This is a genomic window from Microbacterium sp. LMI1-1-1.1, from assembly GCF_040815675.1.
Taxonomy (GTDB): domain Bacteria; phylum Actinomycetota; class Actinomycetes; order Actinomycetales; family Microbacteriaceae; genus Microbacterium.
Genome location: NZ_JBFPNN010000001.1, coordinates 665609 through 687364 on the forward strand (window position 1 = coordinate 665609; position 21756 = coordinate 687364).

17 protein-coding genes and 2 tRNA genes are annotated in these 21756 nt (G+C 71.1%); 14 read left to right on the forward strand and 5 right to left on the reverse strand.

Annotated features, from left to right (window positions below):
• The first annotated feature begins 14 nt into the window (after window positions 1-14).
• The 3 genes from MRBLMI1_RS03135 (at window position 15) to MRBLMI1_RS03145 (ending at window position 2440) form a co-directional block, all read left to right on the forward strand.
• On the forward strand, window positions 15-380 hold the full coding sequence (locus tag MRBLMI1_RS03135) for an A1S_2505 family phage non-structural protein (protein WP_367726683.1): 366 nt from the start codon (window positions 15-17) through the stop codon (window positions 378-380).
• 42 nt (window positions 381-422) lie between these two features.
• Complete coding sequence (locus tag MRBLMI1_RS03140; protein WP_367726684.1) at window positions 423-1055, forward strand: hypothetical protein; 633 nt, start codon at window positions 423-425, stop codon at window positions 1053-1055.
• Between the two features lie 746 nt (window positions 1056-1801).
• Window positions 1802-2440, forward strand: coding sequence for a TIR domain-containing protein (locus tag MRBLMI1_RS03145; protein ID WP_367726685.1), 639 nt, complete (start codon window positions 1802-1804; stop codon window positions 2438-2440).
• Between the two features lie 316 nt (window positions 2441-2756).
• Here MRBLMI1_RS03145 and MRBLMI1_RS03150 read toward each other — a convergent pair.
• A tRNA-Gly gene (locus MRBLMI1_RS03150) sits at window positions 2757-2830 on the reverse strand.
• Between the two features lie 100 nt (window positions 2831-2930).
• Complete coding sequence (locus MRBLMI1_RS03155) at window positions 2931-4394, reverse strand: HNH endonuclease signature motif containing protein (RefSeq protein ID WP_367726686.1); 1464 nt, start codon at window positions 4392-4394, stop codon at window positions 2931-2933.
• Window positions 4395-4590: 196 nt separating this feature from the next.
• Between MRBLMI1_RS03155 and MRBLMI1_RS03160 the strand changes: the two genes are divergently transcribed.
• From MRBLMI1_RS03160 to clpX, 7 genes are all read left to right on the forward strand, one after another.
• Window positions 4591-5853, forward strand: a complete 1263-nt coding sequence (locus MRBLMI1_RS03160; RefSeq protein ID WP_367726687.1) for an MFS transporter — start codon at window positions 4591-4593, stop codon at window positions 5851-5853.
• 218 nt (window positions 5854-6071) lie between these two features.
• Window positions 6072-6145: transfer RNA gene (locus MRBLMI1_RS03165), tRNA-Pro, on the forward strand.
• Window positions 6146-6218: 73 nt separating this feature from the next.
• Entirely contained in the window at window positions 6219-7691 is a 1473-nt protein-coding gene (tig, locus tag MRBLMI1_RS03170) for a trigger factor (protein WP_367726688.1), read from the forward strand.
• Between the two features lie 107 nt (window positions 7692-7798).
• Window positions 7799-8287: a tetratricopeptide repeat protein gene (locus MRBLMI1_RS03175; protein ID WP_367726689.1), complete on the forward strand. Its 489-nt coding sequence runs from the start codon at window positions 7799-7801 to the stop codon at window positions 8285-8287.
• Between the two features lie 78 nt (window positions 8288-8365).
• Window positions 8366-8953, forward strand: coding sequence for an ATP-dependent Clp protease proteolytic subunit (locus MRBLMI1_RS03180; protein ID WP_367726690.1), 588 nt, complete (start codon window positions 8366-8368; stop codon window positions 8951-8953).
• 23 nt (window positions 8954-8976) lie between these two features.
• Window positions 8977-9639 carry an ATP-dependent Clp protease proteolytic subunit gene (locus MRBLMI1_RS03185; RefSeq protein WP_367726691.1) on the forward strand — a complete coding sequence of 221 codons (663 nt, stop codon included), beginning with the start codon at window positions 8977-8979 and terminating at the stop codon, window positions 9637-9639.
• Between the two features lie 283 nt (window positions 9640-9922).
• Window positions 9923-11191: an ATP-dependent Clp protease ATP-binding subunit ClpX gene (clpX, locus tag MRBLMI1_RS03190; protein WP_367726692.1), complete on the forward strand. Its 1269-nt coding sequence runs from the start codon at window positions 9923-9925 to the stop codon at window positions 11189-11191.
• A gap of 129 nt (window positions 11192-11320) precedes the next feature.
• On the opposite strand, the gene MRBLMI1_RS03195 is transcribed toward clpX, so the two are convergent.
• The 3 genes from MRBLMI1_RS03195 to valS form a co-directional block, all read right to left on the reverse strand.
• Complete coding sequence (locus tag MRBLMI1_RS03195; RefSeq protein WP_367726693.1) at window positions 11321-13378, reverse strand: M3 family metallopeptidase; 2058 nt, start codon at window positions 13376-13378, stop codon at window positions 11321-11323.
• Window positions 13379-13504: 126 nt separating this feature from the next.
• Window positions 13505-13753, reverse strand: a complete 249-nt coding sequence (locus tag MRBLMI1_RS03200; protein ID WP_367726694.1) for a hypothetical protein — start codon at window positions 13751-13753, stop codon at window positions 13505-13507.
• Window positions 13753-16344 carry a valine--tRNA ligase gene (gene valS, locus MRBLMI1_RS03205; protein ID WP_367726695.1) on the reverse strand — a complete coding sequence of 864 codons (2592 nt, stop codon included), beginning with the start codon at window positions 16342-16344 and terminating at the stop codon, window positions 13753-13755. The genes MRBLMI1_RS03200 and valS overlap by 1 nt, the downstream gene beginning before the upstream one ends.
• Before the next feature lie 158 nt (window positions 16345-16502).
• Between valS and MRBLMI1_RS03210 the strand changes: the two genes are divergently transcribed.
• The 4 genes from MRBLMI1_RS03210 to MRBLMI1_RS03225 are packed head-to-tail and all read left to right on the forward strand — an operon-like array spanning window position 16503 to window position 21613.
• Window positions 16503-18116 (forward strand): ABC transporter substrate-binding protein, encoded by a 1614-nt coding sequence (locus MRBLMI1_RS03210; protein WP_367726696.1) that lies wholly within the window; start codon window positions 16503-16505, stop codon window positions 18114-18116.
• 13 nt (window positions 18117-18129) lie between these two features.
• The gene (locus MRBLMI1_RS03215; protein ID WP_367726697.1) at window positions 18130-19113 is read left to right on the forward strand and encodes an ABC transporter permease; all 984 of its coding nucleotides are present in this window, start codon (window positions 18130-18132) and stop codon (window positions 19111-19113) included.
• 35 nt (window positions 19114-19148) lie between these two features.
• Window positions 19149-19979, forward strand: coding sequence for an ABC transporter permease (locus tag MRBLMI1_RS03220; protein ID WP_367726698.1), 831 nt, complete (start codon window positions 19149-19151; stop codon window positions 19977-19979).
• Window positions 19976-21613, forward strand: a complete 1638-nt coding sequence (locus tag MRBLMI1_RS03225) for a dipeptide ABC transporter ATP-binding protein (RefSeq protein WP_367726699.1) — start codon at window positions 19976-19978, stop codon at window positions 21611-21613. The genes MRBLMI1_RS03220 and MRBLMI1_RS03225 overlap by 4 nt, the downstream gene beginning before the upstream one ends.
• Window positions 21614-21756 lie beyond the last annotated feature (143 nt).

Consider the following 21756-nt stretch of genomic DNA (forward strand, 5'->3'; position numbering starts at 1 on the left):
CCTACCGTCGAGTCATGCACATCGACTCTCTCGCGCCGCATGAGGTGTTCGTCTTCGGCTCCAACAGCGCCGGCGCCCACGGCGGGGGAGCGGCGAAGTTCGCCCTCGACCGCTTCGGCGCCGTCTGGGGGCAGGCGGAGGGGCTGCAGGGGGAGTCCTACGGCATCGACACGATGTCGGGTCTCGGCGTGTTCGAAGAGCAGGCAGGACGGTTCGTCGCGTTCGCCGCGGAGCACCCCGAGCTGCGGTTCCTGGTGACAGAGGTCGGCTGCGGGATCGCCGGGTACCGGCCGGCTCAGGTCGCCGGATTCTTCGCCGGGGCGGGCGAGAACGTCGTCCTGCCGGCGTCGTTCGCGCAGGAGCTGTCCGACCGGGGCTGAGGGCGACCACGCGTCGACTCCCCGCCCGCCATACTGAGTGCCGTGACGGGATCGTGGGCGGTGGGCGAGACGCCTGAGGAGCGCGCGTCCCGCCGCGAGCAGGTCGGGCGGCTGAAGTTCCTGCTTCAGAAGAACCCCCAGGATTCGAGGACGCGTCGGCTGCTTGTCGAGGCGTACCGCAAGGGTGGGCACCCCGAACAGGCGGCCCGATTCGCGATCGGGCTGGGCGAGCCGCTCGACCCGGGGGAGGAGCGGGCATACATCGACATGCTTCGCGGCCTCGGCGCTCACGAGGAGACCGCCCGTCGATTGAGCATCCTGCCGCCGTACATGGAGCTCCCGCCACGGATCCGCGTCAGCCTCGCCCCTCGGCGCCTGCCGGGCGAGTGGCGCGACTGGGGCTCCCTCCTGACAGCCGTGTGGGTCTGCGCCCTCGTACTCTGGACGGTGACGGTGGGCATCGCGTACGGTTTCACCGTCTTAGGCTCTCCCGATGCGCGCGTGGTCGCCCTTCGCTGGACGTTCGCGACCTGGGCGGCAATTTCGGTTGCGCTCGCCGCGACGACGTCGTGGGCGCTCGCGTCCCGCAAACGTGGGCCCGCGATCGTCTGGGGGATGCTCACCGCGGCCGTCGGGTCGGTCACCCTCGCGGCGTTCGTGCGCTTCTGGGGGTGAGCGCCGATGCGGCCCTCCAGGCGGCCGCGGGCGTCGGCGACGCGGGAGCGGTGCACGACGGGGAATGTCGACGCGCGGCCGTGCCGGGTGGCCGAAGACCGCCGACGCCGGCCGGTGGAGCGGTGCTTACGTCGACGACCGTGGACGCGTGGCCGCGCTTCGAGCGATGGGCCCGGAGGGACGTCTGGCCCTCGGTGCCGGGGGCGCTCACCGGTGGGAGGAAGTGGAGGGGATGACGGGAATCGAACCCGCGTAATCAGTTTGGAAGACTGATCACTGTCCCTCTAGCAGGTGCCTGGATTGCCGTTATCTCAGGAAACGAAGCGGAACCCCTGACCGTTACTGTTACCCGCTGCGGACGTGAGATTGTCCACGGATTGTCCACGGTCCGGTCCGGCGTGGGAGCCTCGCGCTATCGTCTTCGGGTGCCGTCAAAGACATTCCAGGTAAGCAACGTGACGTTGCGAGGCGACTTCGTCTCTCGTCTGGACCAGATCATGTCTGCACCTTCCGAAACGGTAGGCCTAGAGACCCTCGCGCGTATGCGTCGTGAGTACGCGGACGACAAGCGTGATTGGGCCACACATGAATGGCTACCGCGCATCGCGCGAGCCGAGTCTGTAGTGGGTCAGCTCGCTTGGCGAGGCTGGCACGTCACCGGAGCTGACGGGATCAAGGAGTCATCCACTGGTCTCAACGGGTCCGATCCGTCAGTGGACTCGCTGGAGGGTGCCCGAGATTGCTCCATGACCCGCATAGCAGCCACGGATATCGACGCTGTCAGCACGCATTTGCAAGTTGATCTGATGCTCACGCACGGCATTGGAAGAGTCGAAGTCACCGCACCCCGTGAGATCCTGACGGCTTTCGCATGGGAGGTGGGGTTACTCATGGAGTCCTACATGGAGACAGAGGCGGACGCCGACGACCCCTTGCCCACACCGATGGACACTCCACCGCCGTTGCAGGTATTCATTGCCTACGGAGGCGGTGACGACTGGGAGGTGGTGCGCGACTACCTCAGGCGAGACGGCATAAGCGTCACTGCCTTCACTGAGGAAGATCGAACCAGTCGGATCGCTCTCGACGTCGTCCGCGACATGATCCGAGGGTCCTCCGTCGCTATTGTTGTCTGGTCAGGCGCAGACACACTCATTGACGGAACTCGACAGGCACGACAGAACGTCATACATGAAGCCGGTTTCGCTCAGGGAGTCCTGGGTATCGACAATGTCATCAACCTGCGCGAGGAGGGTGTGACTCTCCCCTCCAATCTCGCGGGCTTGCAGTACGTCCCCTACGTCCGAGGCGCACTCCATCGGACGGAACAGCAGATCATCAGCCTGGTGCGGGCTGCCGAAAGGCGCAACGGCAGCTACTCCTAACCGCCGTGGCCTTCCTTCGGGTGAAGCTGTCGATTGAGCTGGGCCACCCTCTTCGTCGCGAGCCGCAAGACCTGGACGCGCGACCACCGACAGGGATGGACCATTTGAGTTGGAAACCGTCTCGATAGGCGGAGATCGTCCCTGTTCCATGAGCCCTCTTGGACATGTGGTGTTCGCTCTTGGCCGGCATGCTCGCGGTACGCCGGAGAGCGGGTGCAGGGAAAGCCTTTGCCCACAGATTGTCCATGGAGGCCTTCGAACTCCAGCGAGGGACCCGTGATGCTTCGAGAAACGATGCCTGACCAGGCATTAAATGTGGAGGGGATGACGGGAATCGAACCCGCGTAATCAGTTTGGAAGACTGAGGCTCTACCATTGAGCTACATCCCCGCAGCGGCGAACCGCAACGGCATCCACTCTACTTCACGCGCGACGCTGCGATGAACGCGGGTCGTCAAGCGGGCACGGCGGCGGTCGCCCCGCCGTGATCTCACGGACTCGAGCCGCGCGCTCGCCGCCGACGGTCGAGCTCGTCCCGCGTCCGCGTCGGGGAGGACGTCGTCGGTCGCCAGCGTCCGAGGGGGTCCCACCAGGACGGACCGCGCACCTCCGGGACGCCGTGCCGCATCCGGATCGCCCAGCCGTTCACGTCGATCGTCCGGTGATGGTGCCAGCACAGCAGCACCCCGTTGCCGGTGTGCGTCGCGCCGCCGCGCGCGTGCGGCGTCACGTGGTGGATCTCGCACCAGGCGGCCGGGACGTCGCAGCCCGGAATGACGCAGCCGCCGTCCCGCACCGTGATCGCCCTCCGCTGCGCGGGGGTGAACACGCGATCGGCGACCTCGATGCGCTCGATGCGACCATTGCCCCCGACGAAGACCCGATGGATGCCGCCGGCGCACGCGATCTGCCGAACCACCGCGAGCGGGACGACGGCGTCCGACCCGTCGATGTGCGCCACGCCCCGGTCCGACGCCAGATCCTCGGCCCGCACGGAGACCAGCAACGTCGGCGCGGCACCCCCGAGCGTCGGCAGCGCGCCGGATCTCGTCGCCGTCGTGACGATGGTCGCCAGAGCGTCGTGCATCTTCTGCGTGCGTGTGCGCTGGTCCACCACGGAGACGTCGTCGCCGAACGCGTACGCCCCGTCGCCGGACGGCCCCTCCGCGCCACCCCCGCCATCGGGGCGGAACGCCGGCCCCTCGACGCGGGGATTGAGAATGCTGTCCGTCGCCCTCTGCAGCGCGCCGGCGACATCGGGCAGCAGCATCCCGCGGATGGGGACGAGCCCGTCGCGCGCCCGGCCGAGCGAAAGTCCCCGCTTCCGCTGGGCCAGGTCGTCGCGCGGCTCCGCACCGTCGGGGTCGAGCCAGACGGCCCAGACCTGCGCCTGCAGCCGGAGCTCGTCCGCGGTGGGGAGACCCCCGCCCGTCGGGCCGTCGCCGCGCGCCGAGGCGGCCAGCTCCACATCCGCCGCCGACAACCGGTCCGGATCGACCGCTGCACGGTCCAGCTCGCGGGCGACGGCCGCGACGGCGTCCGCCCCGAGAACGCCCTCGGCCATGGCCGAGCGGAGCGCCGGATAGGCGGGCGGAAGCACGTCGCCGCTCAGGGCTCCATACCTCGGACCGACGGCGCCGGCCGCCCGAACGATCTCCGCGGCGCGCGCTCCGGACAGCCGCGTCGCCCGCTGCACCAGGTCGCGGACGTTCCGCGCCCCCAACGCGGTCGTCATCCGGTCGGCCACGACGGCGGTCTGCGACCGTTCCTGCGCGACCGCCGCACCCTCGACCAGAAGAGCCTCGGCATGACGCAGAAGAGCGGCGGCGGCATCCATCACCTGCATCACCGACGCATCGTCCATCGCTCCCAACCCGTCCGGAGCGAGAGCCACGGGTACGACCGCGGACAGGCGCGCGACGATGTCGTGCAGGGTGTCCAGGATCTCGGTCATGCGAGCAGACTGCCACGAACCTCCGACATCGAAAGTAACGTTGATCGGGGAAAACCTGTGGAGGAGAGGTTCATCCACAGGCTTATCGGCGCGATCGCGGGGCACGACTTCGCTCCAACGATTTTCCCGCGCCTGTGGAGGAGAGGTCGTCCACAGGCGAACACCTCGCAAGCAGCCACCGCCTACGCTGTCGACGATGTCTCTCGGCCGCCCCTTCTGCTTCCTCTGGGGGTCGAACGCGGCATCCAATCTGGCCGACGGCCTGGCCTTCGTCTCGATCCCACTGCTCGCGGCGACCCTCACCGACGACCCGCGGTGGATCGCCGGCATCTCCGTCGTCTACGCCGTCGTGCGTCTGCTCGTGGCCGTGCCGGTCGGCGCGTGGGTGGACCAGTGGGACCGCCGCAGCATCGTCGTCGGCGCGCACCTGCTGCGCGGGGTCGCCGTCCTCGCGCTCGCACTCGCGATCCAGACGGGCGTTGCCGGGCTCCTCTTCCTCTACGTCGTCGTCGCCGTCATCGGCACGTTCGAGACAGCCGCCGACAACGCGGCGGTGGCGCTCGTCCCGAGCCTGGTCGACACGCGACGGCTGGACACCGCCAACTCCCGCATCTCCGCGGCGCAGCTCGTCGCCGACGACTTCGCCGGTCCACCGCTCGGAGGGGTGCTCTTCGCCGTCGCCGCGTCGGCGCCCTTCTTCGCGATGGGCGGACTCTGGGCCGCCGCGGGCGCCCTGGCCCTGGCGCTTCCGCGCAGGCCGCGCGATCGGGCCGGCGCCCCGGCGCGCGGCCGTCCAGTCGACGCACCACCGGGCGCACGAGCCGTCGCGAGAGACCGCGGACCAGTCGACGTGCCGGCGCGACGTCCGCGAGCGTGGGCGGACGCCCTGGCCGGCGCCGCCTGGCTCCGCACCCACGGCCTGGTCGCGGGGCTGGCGGGCATCGGCGCCGTCGCCAGCGTCGGATACATGTTGGCGTTCTCGATCCTGGTCGTGTTCGCGCGCGACCGGCTCGACCTGGATGCCTCCGGGTACGGCGTCGTCCTGGCGATCTCCGCGGCGGGCGGCCTCGTCGCCTCCCTCGTCACGCCCGCGCTGCGCGCGCGTCTCGGCTACCGCTGGACCATCGCGGCCAGCCTGCTCGTCGGCGCCGTGTCGCTGGGGCTCCTCGCCGTGACCGATCACCCGGTCGTCGCGGCCGTCCTCCTCGCCGGCTACATCGCGCACGCCGTCGCCTGGGGGATCTGCGCGACCTCCCTCCGGCAGCGACTGGTCCCGTCGCGACTGCTGGGGCGGGTGAACGCCGCCGTCCGCTTCCTCAGCCTCCTGGGACTCGCCGTCGGGGCCGCGCTGGGCGGGCTGCTCGCAGACCTCGACGTCGCCCTCCCCGTCGGCGTCGGCGGCGGGGTGTTCCTGGGGGCGGCCGTCGCCGCACTCGCGCTCTTCCGCCCCCGGCGGTGACACCGTCGCTCCCGCAGGGGACCGCGGATGCCACCCCGCCCGTCCCTCCCCGCGGGAGACGAGGGGATGCCACCACCCCGACCGCCACCCTCACCCGCGCTGCACACCCCCGGCATCCGGACACTCCTCCACAATCCGCCCAGGGCGAACTCGGCGCGCACACCCCGATCGTCTAGACTTCACGAGGCCGTTTCGTCGATGCGCATCGCGCGTCGCCCCGGGGCGTAGCTCAGCTTGGTAGAGCGCCCGCTTTGGGAGCGGGAGGCCGCAGGTTCAAATCCTGTCGCCCCGACGTGACGGCCCCACAGACCACAGGCCTAGCCGGCCCCCGCGTGCGCGCGGGCCACAGGAGGAGAACGAACCGCATGGTCAACAGCACCGTCGAGCAGCTCAGCCCCACCCGGGTGAAGCTCCACATCACGGTCTCGCCGGAGGAGCTCAAGCCGAGCATCGCCCACGCCTACGAGCACATCGCCCGTGACGTCCAGATCCCCGGCTTCCGCAAGGGCAAGGTGCCCGCGCCGATCATCGACCAGCGCATGGGGCGCGGTGCCGTCATCGAGCACGCCGTCAACGAGGGCCTGGACGGGTTCTACCGCCAGGCCGTCGAGGCCCAGGAGCTCCGTGTCATCGGCCGCCCGAGCGCCGAGATCGTCGAGCTGCCCGAGCTCAAGGACTTCTCGGGCGACCTCGTCGTCGACGTCGAGGTGGACGTCCGCCCCGAGTTCGACCTCCCCGCCTACGACTCGATCACCGTGACCGTGGACGCGGTCGAGGTCGACGAGGCGGGCATCGACGCCGAGCTCGACCGCCTGCGCGCCCGCTTCGGCACGCTCGTGACCGTCGACCGTCCCGCCGCCACCGGCGACTTCGTGGAGCTCGACCTCGTCGCCACCATCGACGGCGCCGAGATCGACCGTGCCGAGGGCGTCTCGTACGAGGTCGGCTCCGGCGAGCTGCTCGAGGGCATCGACGAGGCCATCGACTCGCTCACCGCCGGTGAGGAGACCACCTTCCGCTCGAAGCTCGTCGGCGGCGACCACGCCGGCGAGGAGGCCGAGGTGGCCGTCAAGATCACCGCCGTCAAGGAGCGCGAGCTCCCCGAGGCCGACGACGACTTCGCGCAGATGGCGTCCGAGTTCGACACCATCGACGAGCTCCGCGCGTCGCTCTCGGAGCGCGTCTCGCAGCAGTCGGTGTTCACGCAGGGCTCCGCCGCGCGCGACAAGTTCATCGAGGCGCTGCTCGAGGCCGTCGAGATTCCCGTCCCGCCGCAGCTCATCGAGGACGAGGTGCACCAGCACCTCGAGGGCGAGAACCGTCTCGAGGACGACGAGCACCGCGCCGAGGTCACCGAGGCGAGCGAGAAGCAGTTCCGCACCCAGATGATCCTCGACAAGGTCGCCGAAGAGGCGAACGTCCAGGTCTCGCAGGACGAGCTGACCCAGTACCTCATCCAGTCGGCCGCGCAGTACAACATGGCGCCGCAGGACTTCGTCAACGCGCTGCAGCAGGGCAACCAGCTGCCGGCGCTCGTCGGTGAGGTCGCCCGCAACAAGGCCCTCGCGATCGCGCTCGGCAAGGTCACCGTCGTCGACACCGACGGCAAGCCCGTCGACCTGACCGGCTTCGTGGCCGTCGAGGGCGAGGAGCCCACCGACGCCGAGGACGAGACCGCCGAGGAGGCCACGGAGGAGGCCGCCGCCCAGGCCCCCGCCGCTGACGAGGCCCCCGCTGCCGAGGAGCCCGCCGCCGAGGAGGCCCCCAAGAAGGCCCCCGCCAAGAAGCGCGCCCCGGCCAAGAAGAAGACCGAGGACAAGGCCGCCGACAGCGAGTGACGCACCCCGCTGACAGCGACCGCGACACGGCCGCCGACAGCGACAGCACACGACGAGGGGGCGGATGCCACGGCATCCGCCCCCTTCGGCATCTACGGGAGGAAGACATGGACGACTGGCAGCACAGGATCGACGCCGTCTGGGCCGACGAGACGATCGACCCGCTCGAGGTCGTCGCGCGGATCGACGCCTTGGCGGGGGAGCGGCCCGCGGACGACCCCGTCGCCCTGTTCGAGTGCGCCGGCGCCCGCGACTCCGCCGGGCTGGAGGCGGAGGCCGAGGAGCTGTACCGCCGCGCGCTGGCGCTCGGCCTCGACGACGAGCGTCGGACACGCGCCACCATCCAGCTCGCGAGCACGATCCGCAACCTCGGCAAGAGCGACGATGCCCGACAGATGCTCCGCGCTGAATACGAGCGCGAGCCCCGCGGTCCGCTGCACGACGCCGCCGCGGCGTTCTACGCGCTGGCCCTGGTCTCGTCCGGGGAGCCCGAGCGGGCGGCATCCATCGCCCTCCAGGCGCTGGCCCCGCACCTTCCGCGCTATACCCGTTCCGTGACCGGATACGCGCGAGAAATCGCCGAACGACTCGACTGATCCGCCCGCGGCGAACACGGCGACCCCGCCCACAGCCCGCCGGTAGATTCGTTGCAGATCACCGGAAGAGGAGCACACATGCCCGAACCCCTTATGGCAACGAGCGTCTTCGACAGGCTGCTGAAGGACCGCATCATCTGGCTCGGTTCGGAGGTGCGCGACGAGAACGCCAACGAGATCTGCGCCAAGATCCTGCTGCTCGCCGCCGAGGATGCCGAGCGCGACATCTACCTGTACATCAACTCGCCCGGCGGCTCGATCACGGCCGGCATGGCGATCTACGACACGATGCAGTTCGTCCCGAACGACATCGTCACCGTCGGCATCGGCATGGCCGCATCGATGGGCCAGCTGCTGCTCACCAGCGGGACGAAGGGCAAGCGCTACATCACGCCCAACGCGCGCGTCCTCCTGCACCAGCCGCACGGCGGCTTCGGCGGCACCGCGAGCGACATCCAGACGCAGGCGCAGCTCATCCTCGACATGAAGAAGCGCCTCGCCGAGATCACCGCGTCGCAGACCGGCAAGAGCGTCGAGCAGATCAACGCCGATGGCGACCGCGACCGCTGGTTCTCCGCGCAGGAGGCGCTGGAGTACGGCTTCGTCGACCACATGCGCGAGCACGCCACCGACGTCACCGGCGGCGGCGGAACCGCAGCGGCCTGAGGCGAGAGGAAAAGGACACCCACATGAACATCCCCACCTTCGGCGGCGCCGCGGCGCACATGCCTTCGAGCCGCTACGTCCTTCCTCAGTTCGAGGAGCGCACCGCCTACGGCTACAAGCGCCAGGACCCGTACAACAAGCTGTTCGAGGACCGCGTCATCTTCCTCGGCGTCCAGGTCGACGACGCCTCGGCCGACGACGTGATGGCCCAGCTGCTCGTCCTCGAGTCGCAGGACCCCGACCGCGACATCATCATGTACATCAACTCGCCCGGTGGCTCGTTCACGGCCATGACGGCGATCTACGACACGATGCAGTACGTCTCGCCGCAGATCCAGACGGTCGTTCTCGGACAGGCCGCCTCGGCGGCATCCGTCCTGCTCGCCGCCGGCGCCCCCGGCAAGCGACTCGCCCTGCCGAACGCCCGCATCCTGATCCACCAGCCCGCCATGGGCGAGGCTGGACACGGGCAGGCGTCCGACATCGAGATCCAGGCGCAGGAGATCCTCCGCATGCGCACCTGGCTCGAGGAGACGATGGCCCGCCACACCGGCCAGGACGTCGCCAAGGTCAACAAGGACATCGACCGCGACAAGATCCTCTCGGCCCAGGAGGCCATGGACTACGGCATCGTCGACCAGGTTCTCACCACGCGCAAGCGCACCCCGGCGGCCCTCACCGCCTGACGCACTCGCGCCGCCCGACGCCCCGCAGACCCGCCCGGTCTGCGGGGCGTCGTCGTGCGCGCCCCGTCCCCCCGACGCTGACTTGTCGCAGATGTACATCCCCCGCCCGCCCCGGCGTGCATTCGCGCCATGTCAGCGCCCCCGGAAGAGGGGAGGAGGGATGCCGACTTCGCCGACGGCGATCATGGACAGGGCGCGGCCGCAAATGCCCGCCGATGTCGCGGGCACGGGTTAGGCTCGGGTAACGCCGGTGACGGACCGGTGTCGAGGGTGAGGACCGGACATGGCACGCATCGGTGAGAGCGCCGACTTGTTCAAGTGCTCCTTCTGCGGCAAGAGCCAGAAGCAGGTGCAGCAGCTCATCGCCGGTCCCGGCGTCTACATCTGCGACGAGTGCGTCGAGCTGTGCAATGAGATCATCGAAGAGCGCATGGCCGAGTCGAGCTCCGGCGAGGTCGCCGAGTTCGACCTGCCGAAGCCGCGCGAGATCTTCTCGTTCCTCGAGGAGTACGTCGTCGGCCAGGAGCCCGCCAAGCGCGCCCTCGCCGTCGCCGTCTACAACCACTACAAGCGCGTGCGCTCGCACGGCACCCTGCAGTCGGCGGAGCAGCGCGCCGAAGAGATCGACATCGCCAAGAGCAACATCCTGCTCCTCGGTCCGACCGGCTGTGGCAAGACCTACCTCGCGCAGACGCTCGCGAAGCGGCTCAACGTGCCGTTCGCCGTCGCGGACGCCACCGCCCTCACCGAGGCCGGCTACGTCGGCGAGGACGTCGAGAACATCCTCCTCAAGCTGCTGCAGGCCGCCGACTTCGACGTCAAGCGCGCCGAGACCGGCATCATCTACATCGACGAGGTCGACAAGATCGCCCGCAAAGCCGAGAACCCGTCGATCACGCGCGACGTGTCCGGTGAAGGCGTTCAGCAGGCCCTGCTGAAAATCTTGGAGGGCACGGTCGCCTCGGTCCCGCCGCAGGGCGGACGCAAGCACCCGCACCAGGAGTTCATCCAGATCGACACGACGAACGTCCTGTTCATCGTCGCCGGGGCCTTCGCGGGCCTCGAGGAGATCATCTCGTCGCGCGTCGGCAAGCACGGCGTCGGCTTCGGCGCCCCGCTGCACAACAAGGGCGACGACCTCAACCTCTTCAGCGACGTGCTGCCCGAAGACCTCCACAAGTTCGGGCTCATCCCCGAGTTCATCGGTCGCCTGCCGGTCGTGGCATCCGTCTCGCCCCTCGACCAGGACGCGCTGATGGAGATCCTCACGGCGCCGCGCAACGCGCTCGTCAAGCAATATCAGCGCATGTTCGAGATCGATGGCGTGCAGCTCGAGTTCGACGAGGACGCCCTCCGCGCGATCGCCGACCTCGCCGTCGCCCGCAAGACCGGCGCCCGCGGCCTGCGCGCGATCCTCGAGGACGTGCTCGGCCCCGTCATGTTCGACGTCCCGTCGGCCGATGACGTGGCGAAGGTCATCATCACGCGCGCCGCCGTCGAGGACCGCGCCGCGCCGACGATCGTGCTCGCGCAGAAGCGCCGCACCGCCTGACGCTGACAGTGCCCGCGGCGGGAGCGCCCGCGTCCGGTCGATCGGCGCGCGGGCGCAGCATCGCCTCTGGGCTTTCCTTCGGGAAGACGGGGGACGGCGCGCCGGCCGGCCCCGCCCCGCCGCCACACCTCAGCCGGTGAGGCCGCGACGCTCGAGGAGCGGCTGGATCTCGGCATCCCGGCCCCGGAAGTCGCGGTACGCCGCCAGCGGATCAGACGAGCCCCCCACGCCGAGCAGACGCTGACGGAACCGGTCGCCGTTCTCACGGACCAGTCCGCCGTTCTCGCCGAACCACTCGACGGTGTCCGCGTCGAGCACCTCGCTCCAGATGTACGAGTAGTAGCCCGCGCTGTACCCGCCCGAGAAGACATGCGCGAAGTACGTCGACGAGTACCGCGTCGGCACCGCCGGGTTGTCCAGTCCGATCTCGGCGAGGGCGGCCGCCTCGAAGGCGGCGACGTCGATCTCCGCCGACGCCTCCTCGACCGACAGCGCGTGCCACGCCTGATCGATCCAGGATGCCGCCAGGTACTCGCTCGTCGCGAAGCCCTGGTTGAACGCCTCCGAGGCGTGCAGCCGCTCGACGACGTCGGCGGGCAGGGGCTCGTCGGTGTCAATGTGCCGGGCGTAGTTGGCCAGGATCTCGGGCCAGAAGATCCACATCTCGTTGACCTGACTGGGGAACTCGACGAAGTCGCGGTGCACGGCGGTTCCCGCGAAGTGCGGGTACGTCACGGTGGCGAACAGCCCGTGCAGCGCGTGGCCGAACTCGTGGAACAGCGTCGTCACCTCGTCCAGCGTCAGCAGCGTCGGCTTGCCGCGCGCGGGCTTGGGCACGTTGAGGTTGTTCACCACGACGGGCGCCGTGCCCCGCAGACGCGACTGGGTGACGATGGAGTTCATCCACGCGCCGCCCCGCTTCGTGTCGCGCGTGTACAGGTCGAGGAGGAACAGCCCGAGCTCGGACCCGTCCTCGTTGTGCACCTCGAACACGCGCACCTCGGGGTGGTACCCCTGCAGGTCGTGGCGCTCGGAGATCCGGATGCCGTAGAGCTGCTCCGCCGCGAAGAAGACGCCGTCGCGCAGTACGCGCTCCGCCTCGAACCACGGCCGCAGCGCCGCCCGGTCGAGGTCGTACTTCTCCGCGCGCACCTTCTCGGTGAAGAACGCCCAGTCGTGCGCCTCGACGGCGAAGGGGTCCTGCTCCGCATCGACGATGCGCTGGAGGGCCTCCTGCTCCGCGCGGGCGTTGGCCGCCGCCGGCCCGGCGAGACGACGGAGGAGGTCCGTCGCGGCCTCGGGCGTCCCCGCCGTCTGATCGGCCAGCACCGCGGCGGCGTGCGAGGGATAGCCGAGGAGGGCCGCGCGCTCGGCGCGCAGGCGCACGATCTCGCGCAGCACCTCGCGGTTGTCGAACGCGTTGCCGCGCGAGCCGCGGGCACGGGAGGCCTCGAGCAGTCGCCGACGGCTGTCCCTGTTCGTCAGCGAGGCGAGGTAGGGGTGACCGGTGTAGAGGGTGAGGGTGACGACGTACTTGCCCTCCAGGCCGCGATCGGCGGCAGCCTGCGCCGCCGCGGAGAGCTCGCCCTCGCCCAGCCCGTCGAGCTCCGCGACGTCGTCGAAGACCACGGCGAGATCGTTCGTGTCGGCGAGGAGGTTCTTCTCGAACGTCGTGGTCAGGACCGAGAGGCGCTGATTCAGCCCGGTGAGCTGCTCTTTCTGCGCCTCGTCGAGGCCGGCGCCGGCGAGCGACATCTCGCGGTGGTGACGCTCCACGAGGTAGCGGCTCTCGGCATCCAGGTCCGTCTGCGCCAGCGTCGCGTGCACCGCGGAAATCCGCGCGAACAGCGCCGCGTCGAGCTGGATGGCGTCGCGGTGCGCGGCCATGAGCGGCGCGAGCTCCTCCTCGATCGTCTGGATCTCGGGCGTGCCGTCGGCGCCGGTCACGGTGTAGAACGTCCGTGCGACGCGATCGAGCAGCTCACCGCTCCGCTCCAGGGCGACCACCGTGTTCTCGAACGTGGCGGGCTCCGTCTGCGCGGTGATCGCGTCGATCTCGGCGCGCTGCTGTGCGAACGCCTCGTGGAAGGCGGGCAGGTAGTGCGCGGGCCGGATGCTGCCGTACGGCGGCAGACCGTAGGGGAGGGGCGTCGGAGCGAGGAGGGGGGAGGTCGAGGCTTCCGTCATCACCTCAGCCTATGCGCGACCCGTCCCGCGGACCGCGCCCCCTGCGCCTGTCACCGCCGACGACGCGCGCACGACGAGCCGGCCGCCCGCCCGTGACATCGGGGGACGGCCGGCTCGGTCGGCGGCTCAGGCGAACTCGTCGTCGTCGTCGTAGCGCACGACGACCTCGCCCGAGGGGTCCTGCGTGACGATCACACCGGTGTCGAGCTCGGCGACGGGGCGCCCCTCGAGCCAGGTGAGCGTCCAGCGGGGAGCCGGGGCGCTCAGCCCGTCGGGCGTGAGCGCGTTCTCGACGGCGGCGATCTGCGCGTGCAGCGCCTCGGGAACGGCCTTCGGCGGCTGCTCACGGGCGGTCCAGCGGGTTCCGAGCTGCATCAGTCCTCCTGGGGTGCGAACACGATGTCGGTGACGGCGGCGGTGTCGGCGTCGACGAACGTCAGGGTCTCGATGCGACCCACGGCGCGCAGGTCGCCCTCGGCGAGGCGGAGCGCCTCGACGCGGGGACCGGCGATCGTCAACGACGAGACGGGCGTCTTCTGCGAGGCCTTCGCCTCGGTCTTCGCGCGACGGATGCCGATGAGCGCCTCGCTCACGGCTGTGAGCACGGCGGGGTCGCCCTCGATGCCGAGGGGCTCGGGCCACGCGGCCGCGTGCACGGAGCCGGCCTCGAACCACGACCAGGTCTCCTCGGCCGCGAACGAGAGCACCGGCGCGAACAGGCGCACGAGCGTCGACAGCGCGGTCCGCAGCGCCAGCGCGGCCGAGGCCTGTCCGACGTCGGACCGGTCGTAGGCGCGCTCCTTGACCAGCTCGAGATAGTCGTCGCAGAACGTCCAGAAGAACGATTCGGTGATCTCCAGCGCCCGGGCGTGGTCGTAGGCCTCGAGCGCGGCGGTCGCGTCGGCGACGACGCGGTCGAGGGTCGCCAGCATCGACGCGTCCAGGGCGTGGGTCACCTCGGCGCCCTCGGGCACCGGGAACGACAGCACGAACTTCGCCGCGTTCAGCAGCTTGATCGCCAGTCGACGACCGATCTTGATCTGCGTCGGGTTCTGCGGGTCGAACGCGGCGTCGGTGCCGAGCCGGCTCGAGGCCGCCCAGTACCGCACCGCGTCGGAGCCGTGCTGCTTCAGGATGTCCGCGGGCGTGACGACGTTGCCCTTCGACTTCGACATCTTCTTGCGGTCGGGGTCGACGATGAAGCCGGAGATCGCGGCATCCGACCAGGGGCTGCGGTCGTCCTCGAGCGCGCTGCGCAGCATCGTCGAGAAGAGCCAGGTGCGGATGATGTCCTGCCCCTGCGGCCGCAGGTCGAACGGCGAGACGAGGTTCCACAGCTCCTCGTCGCGCTGCCAGCCGCCGGCCAGCTGCGGCGTGAGCGAGGAGGTCGCCCACGTGTCGAGGATGTCGCGCTCGGCGTCGAACCCGCCCGGCACGCCGCGCTGGTCCTCCGTGTAGCCCGGGGGCACGTCGGTGGTGGGGTCGACGGGCAGCGTCGCGAGGTCGGGGGTGAGCACGCGGCCGTAGTCCCGCTCGCCGTCCTCGTCGAGGCCGTACCAGACCGGGATGGGCACGCCGAAGAACCGCTGACGCGAGACCAGCCAGTCGCCGGTGAGACCGTTCGTCCAGTTCTCGAAGCGCACGCGCATGAAGTCCGGATGCCACGACATCTCGCGACCGAGGGCCACGAGGCGCTCGCGCAGGTCGGCGTCCCGCGCGCCGTTGCGGATGTACCACTGGCGCGTCGACACGATCTCGAGCGGGCGGTCGCCCTTCTCGAAGAACTTCACCGGGTGGGTGAAGGGCTTCGGCGCGCCCTCCATGTCGCCCGACTCCTGGAGCAGCTCGACGATGCGCTTCTTGGCGCTGAACACCGTCTTGCCCGCGAGCTCGGCGTACGCGCTCTTGGCGGCATCCGTCACGATCACGTCCGGGGCCTCGGCGACGATGCGGCCGTCCTTGCCGATGATCGTCCGGTTGGGGAGATCGAGCTCGCGCCACCAGATGATGTCGGTCACGTCGCCGAAGGTGCAGATCATGGCGATGCCCGATCCCTTGTCCTTCTGCGCGAGCGGGTGCGCCAGCACCGGCACCTCGACGTCGAACAGCGGGGTGCGGACCGTGGTGCCGAACAGCGGCTGATAGCGCTCGTCGTCGGGGTTGGCGACGAGGGCGACGCAGGCGGGCAGCAGCTCGGGACGGGTGGTCTCGATGAACACGTCGCCGGAGCCGTCGGTCTTGGCGAAGCCCACGCGGTGGTACGCCGCGGGCTGGTCGCGGTCTTCGAGCTCCGCCTGCGCGATCGCGGAGCGGAAGTCGACGTCCCACAGCGTCGGCGCGAGCGCCTGGTAGGCCTCGCCGCGCTCGACGTTGCGCAGGAACGCGAGCTGGCTCGTCCGCATCGCGTCGTCGGAGATGGTCCGGTAGGTCTGCGTCCAGTCCACGCTGAGCCCGAGGTCGCGCCAGAGCGCCTCGAACGCCTTCTCGTCCTCGACCGTCAGCTGCTCGCAGAGTTCGATGAAGTTGCGGCGGCTGATGGGCACCTGGTCGGCGGCCTTGCTGCTCTTGTTGTCGCCGCCCGCGAACGGGGGAGTGAAGTCGGGGTCGTAGGCCAGCGACGGGTCGCAGCGCACCCCGTAGTAGTTCTGCACGCGGCGCTCCGTCGGCAGGCCGTTGTCGTCCCAGCCCATCGGGTAGAAGACCGTCTTGCCGCGCATGCGCTCGAAGCGCACCTTGACGTCCGTGTGCGTGTAGCTGAACACGTGCCCGATGTGCAGGCTCCCGGATGCCGTGGGCGGCGGGGTGTCGATGGAGTACACCCCGGCCCGGCCGACCTCGGCGGCGCGCGCGCGGTCGAACACGTACGTCCCGTCCGCGGTCCAGGCGGCATCCCACTTCTGCTCGAGTCCCTCGAGGGCCGGCTTGTCCGGGATCTGGGCCCCGTCGGGGCGGCGGTCGTCGGCCATGGTTACTCCTCGAGCGATATGGGCGGCACTGTGTGAGCGTGCCTGATGGTGGGTGCACCCAGCCTAGCGACTGCGGCGGGCGCCCCGTCTTTCTCCACCCCGTCCAGGAACGGCGTAGGGTGGGAGCCATCCCCCTTCATCGACTCCGAGGTCGTTCCATGCCGTCTGCGCCCACCCGTCGCCTGCTCGCCGCCACCGCCCTGGCCGCCGTCTCCGCCCTCGCGCTGTCCTCCTGCGCGGCGTCGGACTCCTCCGCGTCCGGCGACGGCGAGATCGTCTGGGCGATCGAAGGGGCCAACCTCTCCGCCGGGCACATGGACCCGCAGACGAGCCAGCTCGACGTGTCGAGCATGGTGCAGCGCGCCGTGCTCGACTCGCTGGTCTTCCAGGAGGCCGACGGCTCCTTCTCGCCGTGGCTCGCCGAGTCCTGGGACGTCGAGGACGACGGCGCGACCTACGTCTTCCGCCTGCGCGACGACGTCACCTTCCACGACGGCACGCCGTTCGACGCCGCCGCCGTCAAGGCGAACTTCGATCGCATCGCCGACCCCGAGACGGCCTCGGCCCAGGCCGCCAGCATGCTCGGGGGCGACGCGTACACCGGCACGGAGGTCGTCGACGACCACACCGTGCGGGTGACCTTCAGCCGGCCCTACGTGCCGTTCCTCCAGGCCGCGAGCACCTCGCTGCTGGGGTTCTGGTCGCCCGCCGTCCTCGAGTCCTCGGCGGACCAGCTCAAGGCCGGCGGCCCCGACGTCAACGTCGGCACCGGTCCGTTCGAGCTCACCTCGTACACGCCCGACCAAGAGATCGTGTACACCCGCAACGAGGACTACACGTGGGGCCCGGACGGCGGCACCGCCCCGGCGTTCGAGACGCTTCGCGTCGAGATCCTGCCGGAGGCGTCCGTGCGCCTCGGGGTGATCTCCAGCGGCGAGGCCGACGTCGCCACCAACCTCCCGCCGAACCTCGTCAGCGAGGTGCCCGACGACGTGACCGTCGAGGCGCTCGAGTACCCGGGCCTGCCCTACTCGCTCTACCTCAACGAGAAGTACGGCGTCTTCGCCGACCAGCGGGTGCGCCAGGCGTTCTCGCGCGCGATCGACGTCGACACCGCCGTGCAGGAGATCTTCTTCGGTCAGTTCCCGCGCGCCTGGAGTATCCTCGGCGCGACGACCCCCGGCTACGACGCGAGCCTCGAGGACACCTGGGCGTTCGACCCGGATGCCGCGAACGCGCTGCTCGACGAGGCCGGATGGACCGGCCGCGACGCCGACGGGTTCCGCACGAAGGACGGCCAGCGCCTGACGGCGCGCTGGATCGCGTGGACGCCGGTGCCCGACGACCGCGCCGCCCTCGCGAACGCCATCCAGTCCGACCTCCGTGCGGTCGGCTTCGACCTGCAGCGCGAGGTGCTGGAGCCCGGCGCCTACAACGAGCAGTACGGACCGAAGACCTTCGACCTCACCGACTGGGGCTTCTCGGGCGTCGACCCCGACCTGCTCCGCAGCCACCTGCAGACCGACGGCTTCCAGAACGCGTCGCAGGTGAGCGATCCGGCCCTCGACGCGCTGCTCGACGAGGGCACCGCCACCACCGACACCGAGGCGCGCAACGAGGTGTACCGCGAGGTGCAGCAGTGGAACGCCGACCAGGTCGCGATCGTGCCGCTCTACAGCCCCGCTCTGATCAGCGCGGTCCGCTCCGACGTCACGGGCCTCACGTTCGACCTGTACGGGCGCCCGCTCTTCGCCACCGCCTCCGTCGGCTGACCCCGGACTCCGGATGCCACGCCCTCGCGGTTCCGCGCGCCGTCTGCTCGGGCGGCTCGGAGGGATCGCGGCATCCGTCGTCCTCGTCCTGTGGGGAGCGGCGACGCTCGCCTTCGTCGCGTTCCGCATCATCCCCGGCGACCCCGTCGAGGTGATGCTCGGGCCGCAGGCCCAGGTGAGCGACGCCGTCAAGGCGGGCATCCGCAGCGACCTCGGTCTGGACCGGCCGCTGCTCGAGCAGTACGGCGCGTTCCTCGGACAGCTCGTCCGCGGCGATCTCGGCGAGTCGTACCAGCTGCGCCTCCCGGTGGTCGAGGTCATCGGCCGGCAGCTCGGCTCCACGCTGCAGCTGACCGGCGCCGCCCTGGCCGTCGCGCTCGTCCTCGCCCTGGCATCCGTCCTCCTCGGGCGGCGCCGCACGGCCCGCACGGTGCTCGCCGGGATTGAGCTGGTCGTGCTGTCGTCACCGGTGTTCTGGACGGGGCTCGTCCTGCTGTCGGTGTTCTCGTTCCAGCTCGGCTGGTTCCCCGTCTCGGGCGCGCGCGACCCCGCCGCGATCGCGCTGCCGGCCGTGACGCTCGCTCTCCCGGTCGCCGCCCTGCTCGCGCAGGTCCTCCGCGACGGGGTGGAGGCCGCCGAGCGGGAGCCCTTCCTGACCACCGTCCGGGCACGCGGCGCCACGCCGCTGCGCGAGAGCGTGCACCACACGCTGCGGCACGCGAGCGTCGGCGGCCTGACCCTCGCGGCCTACCTCGTCGGCTCGCTGCTGGGCGGGGCGGTGCTCGTCGAGACGGTCTTCGCCCGGCCGGGGATCGGACGCGTCACCCTCGCGGCGATCAGCGACCGCGACCTGCCGGTCATCACGGGCGTCATCCTGTTCAGCGCCCTCGTCTTCGTGGTGGTCAACACCGTCGTGGACCTCGTCGTCCCGGTCCTGGATCCGCGTCTGCGACGCGCGCCCTCGGCGGTCGGCCGACGTGCGGCGGTGCCGGCATGACCGCGCCGACGCGCCCGCACCCACGGGGCACCTCTATGCCGCCGCGACGCCGCCGGATCACCGGACGCGCCGTCGCCCTGTCGCTGGCCGGGGCCGTCCTGGCAGTCCTCGCCGTCGCCGCGATCGCCCCGGGGCTGCTCGCCACCCACGACCCGCTCCTCACGGACGTCCGCGGCGCCCTCCAGGCGCCGTCGTCCGCCCACTGGTTCGGCACGGACCAGAGCGGGCGTGACGTCTACTCCCGCGTGGTCCACGGTGCGGGCCGGTCGATCGGCATCGGCCTGCTGGCGACCGGGCTCGCCCTCGTCGTCGGGCTGATCGCGGGTTCCGCCTCGGCCGTCGCCCCCCGCCCCGTCGACGCCGCCGCGATGCGCGTGGTCGACGTGCTGCTGGCCTTCCCCGAGTTCCTCGTCGCGCTCCTCGTGGTCGCGGTCCTCGGTCCCGGACCGGCCAACGTCGCCGTCGCCGTGACGATCGCCGCCGTGCCCGTGTACATCCGCCTGGCCCGCGCGCAGACGCGCGCCCTGGCCGCGGCCGAGCACGTGGAGGCGGCGCGCATCATCGGCATCCCGGGTCCCCTCGTGCACCTGCGCCACGTCCTGCCGGGCGTGCTCGGCGCGGTGAGCGTGCTCGCCACGATCGGGATCGGCACGAGCATCCTCGCCGCCGCCGGTCTCAGCTTCCTCGGTCTCGGACCCACCGAGCCGACCCCCGAGTGGGGGCTGATGCTGTCCGCGGGACGCAACCTCCTGCTGCAGGCGCCCTGGGTCGCGCTGTTCCCGGGACTGGCCATCACGGCGACCGTGGTGAGCGTGAGCGTCGTCGGGCGCGTCCTGCGCGCCCGGGCCGAGGAGCGCGGCGCATGAGCGACGTCAGGTCTCCGGCCGCCGCGGAGCGCCCGGACGGCGGCATCCGCGTGTCCGGTCTCCGCATCGACGGGCGGTCCGGGCCGCTGGTCCGCGGCGTCGACCTCGACGTGCGTCCGGGGGAGTGCGTCGCGATCGTGGGGGAGTCCGGCGTGGGCAAGTCGCTGACCGCGCGGGCGCTGCTCGGGCTGACGCCGCGCGGGCTGTCCACCCGCGCCGACGTGCTGGAGGTCGACGGGGTCGACGCCCGAGACCTCGGCGAGCCCGGATGGCGCCGGCTGCGCGGCGCGCGCATCGCCCTCGTCTCGCAGGACGCGCTCGTCTCCCTCGACCCGCTGCGCCGCGTCGGCGCCGAGGTGGCCGAGCCGGTGCGCATCCACGAGCCGTCCGTGCGCGGCACCGCCCTGAGGGAGCGCGTCCGGGCGACGCTCGCCCGGGTGGCGCTGCCCGACCCTGAGGTCCGCGCTCGCCAGTACCCGCACGAGCTGTCCGGCGGTCTGCGTCAGCGGGCCCTCATCGCCTCCGCGCTGGCCGCGCACCCCGCGGTGCTCGTCGCCGACGAGCCGACGACGGCCCTGGATGCCACCGTGCAGGCGCGCGTGCTCGACCTGCTCCGCCGCATCGCCGACGAGGGCGTGGCGGTCGTCTTCATCAGCCACGACCTCGGCGCCGTCAGCCGCGTCGCCGATCGCGTCGTCGTCATGCACGACGGACGCGTCATCGAGACGGGCGACACCGCCACGGTGCTCGCCGCACCGCGCGACCCGCAGACGCGCGCCCTCGTCGCGGCCGTCTCGCACGACCCGCTCGACCGCACGGCGCGCGGCGGACCCCCGTTGCTGGCGGCATCCGGTCTCTCGAAATCCTTCGGCGAGAGGGTCGCCGTCGACGACGTCTCCCTCACGCTGCACCGCGGCCGCACGCTCGCGGTCGTGGGGGAGTCCGGATCGGGGAAGACGACGCTCGCGCGAATGGTCGTCGGGGTGACCTCCCCGGACGCCGGGACTCTCCGCTTCGACGACGCGCCGTGGGACGCGGCCCGCGCCGCCGGCGCGGCCCGGCGGCGGGTGCAGCTGGTGCAGCAGAACCCGTGGGGCGCCCTCGATCCGCGCTGGACCGTCGGCCGCACCCTCGCCGAAGCGGTCGCGAGCGCCGGCGTGCCGCGGGCCGGTCGACGCGCCCGCGTGGCCGGACTCCTCGACGAGGTCGGCCTCGACGCCGGGTTCGCCGGACGGCGTCCCGCGCAGCTGTCCGGCGGGCAGCGTCAGCGGGTGGCCATCGCCCGCGCCCTCGCCGTCGCGCCGGCCCTCCTCGTGCTCGACGAGCCCGTGTCCGCCCTGGATGCCTCCGTCCGCGCGCGCATCCTCGACCGGCTCCGCCGTCTGCAGGCCGACCGGGACCTCGCGATGCTCTTCGTCACGCACGACCTCGACGTCGTCGCGCAGATCGCGGACGACGTCCTCGTCATGCAGGACGGACGCGTCGTCGAGTCCGGTGCCGTCCGCTGCGTCTTCACCGAGCCGCGGCATCCGTTCACCCGGGAGCTGCTCGCCGCCGCCGGGATCGCGGCGCACCCCGGCGGCGCGGTGGAGGACCCCCGTGACACGGCGGCGCACCCCGGTGACACCGCGTAGACTGGAGCGATCAGCATCGATCCGGCCATCACCGGGGAGCTCTCGGAAGAAACGGGTCCTGGACCCGCGGTAGAACCGAGCGGGGCAGGCCCGTCACAGCCGCGGTGAGAGAGGCTCTCGGCATCCGGGGGCAAGGCGGGGTG

Bases quoted from the DNA above. Each gene is read 5' to 3' on its own strand.
- MRBLMI1_RS03160 (WP_367726687.1), top strand. From the start codon at position 4,591: ATGTCTCTCGGCCGCCCCTTCTGCTTCCTCTGGGGGTCGAACGCGGCA.
- MRBLMI1_RS03155 (WP_367726686.1), bottom strand. From the start codon at position 4,394: ATGACCGAGATCCTGGACACCCTGCACGACATCGTCGCGCGCCTGTCC.
- MRBLMI1_RS03220 (WP_367726698.1), top strand. From the start codon at position 19,149: ATGCCGCCGCGACGCCGCCGGATCACCGGACGCGCCGTCGCCCTGTCG.
- MRBLMI1_RS03210 (WP_367726696.1), top strand. From the start codon at position 16,503: ATGCCGTCTGCGCCCACCCGTCGCCTGCTCGCCGCCACCGCCCTGGCC.
- MRBLMI1_RS03175 (WP_367726689.1), top strand. From the start codon at position 7,799: ATGGACGACTGGCAGCACAGGATCGACGCCGTCTGGGCCGACGAGACG.
- clpX (WP_367726692.1), top strand. From the start codon at position 9,923: ATGGCACGCATCGGTGAGAGCGCCGACTTGTTCAAGTGCTCCTTCTGC.
- tig (WP_367726688.1), top strand. From the start codon at position 6,219: ATGGTCAACAGCACCGTCGAGCAGCTCAGCCCCACCCGGGTGAAGCTC.
- MRBLMI1_RS03180 (WP_367726690.1), top strand. From the start codon at position 8,366: ATGCCCGAACCCCTTATGGCAACGAGCGTCTTCGACAGGCTGCTGAAG.
- MRBLMI1_RS03135 (WP_367726683.1), top strand. From the start codon at position 15: ATGCACATCGACTCTCTCGCGCCGCATGAGGTGTTCGTCTTCGGCTCC.
- MRBLMI1_RS03145 (WP_367726685.1), top strand. From the start codon at position 1,802: ATGACCCGCATAGCAGCCACGGATATCGACGCTGTCAGCACGCATTTG.
- MRBLMI1_RS03185 (WP_367726691.1), top strand. From the start codon at position 8,977: ATGAACATCCCCACCTTCGGCGGCGCCGCGGCGCACATGCCTTCGAGC.
- MRBLMI1_RS03195 (WP_367726693.1), bottom strand. From the start codon at position 13,378: ATGACGGAAGCCTCGACCTCCCCCCTCCTCGCTCCGACGCCCCTCCCC.
- MRBLMI1_RS03215 (WP_367726697.1), top strand. From the start codon at position 18,130: ATGCCACGCCCTCGCGGTTCCGCGCGCCGTCTGCTCGGGCGGCTCGGA.
- valS (WP_367726695.1), bottom strand. From the start codon at position 16,344: ATGGCCGACGACCGCCGCCCCGACGGGGCCCAGATCCCGGACAAGCCG.
- MRBLMI1_RS03225 (WP_367726699.1), top strand. From the start codon at position 19,976: ATGAGCGACGTCAGGTCTCCGGCCGCCGCGGAGCGCCCGGACGGCGGC.
- MRBLMI1_RS03200 (WP_367726694.1), bottom strand. From the start codon at position 13,753: ATGCAGCTCGGAACCCGCTGGACCGCCCGTGAGCAGCCGCCGAAGGCC.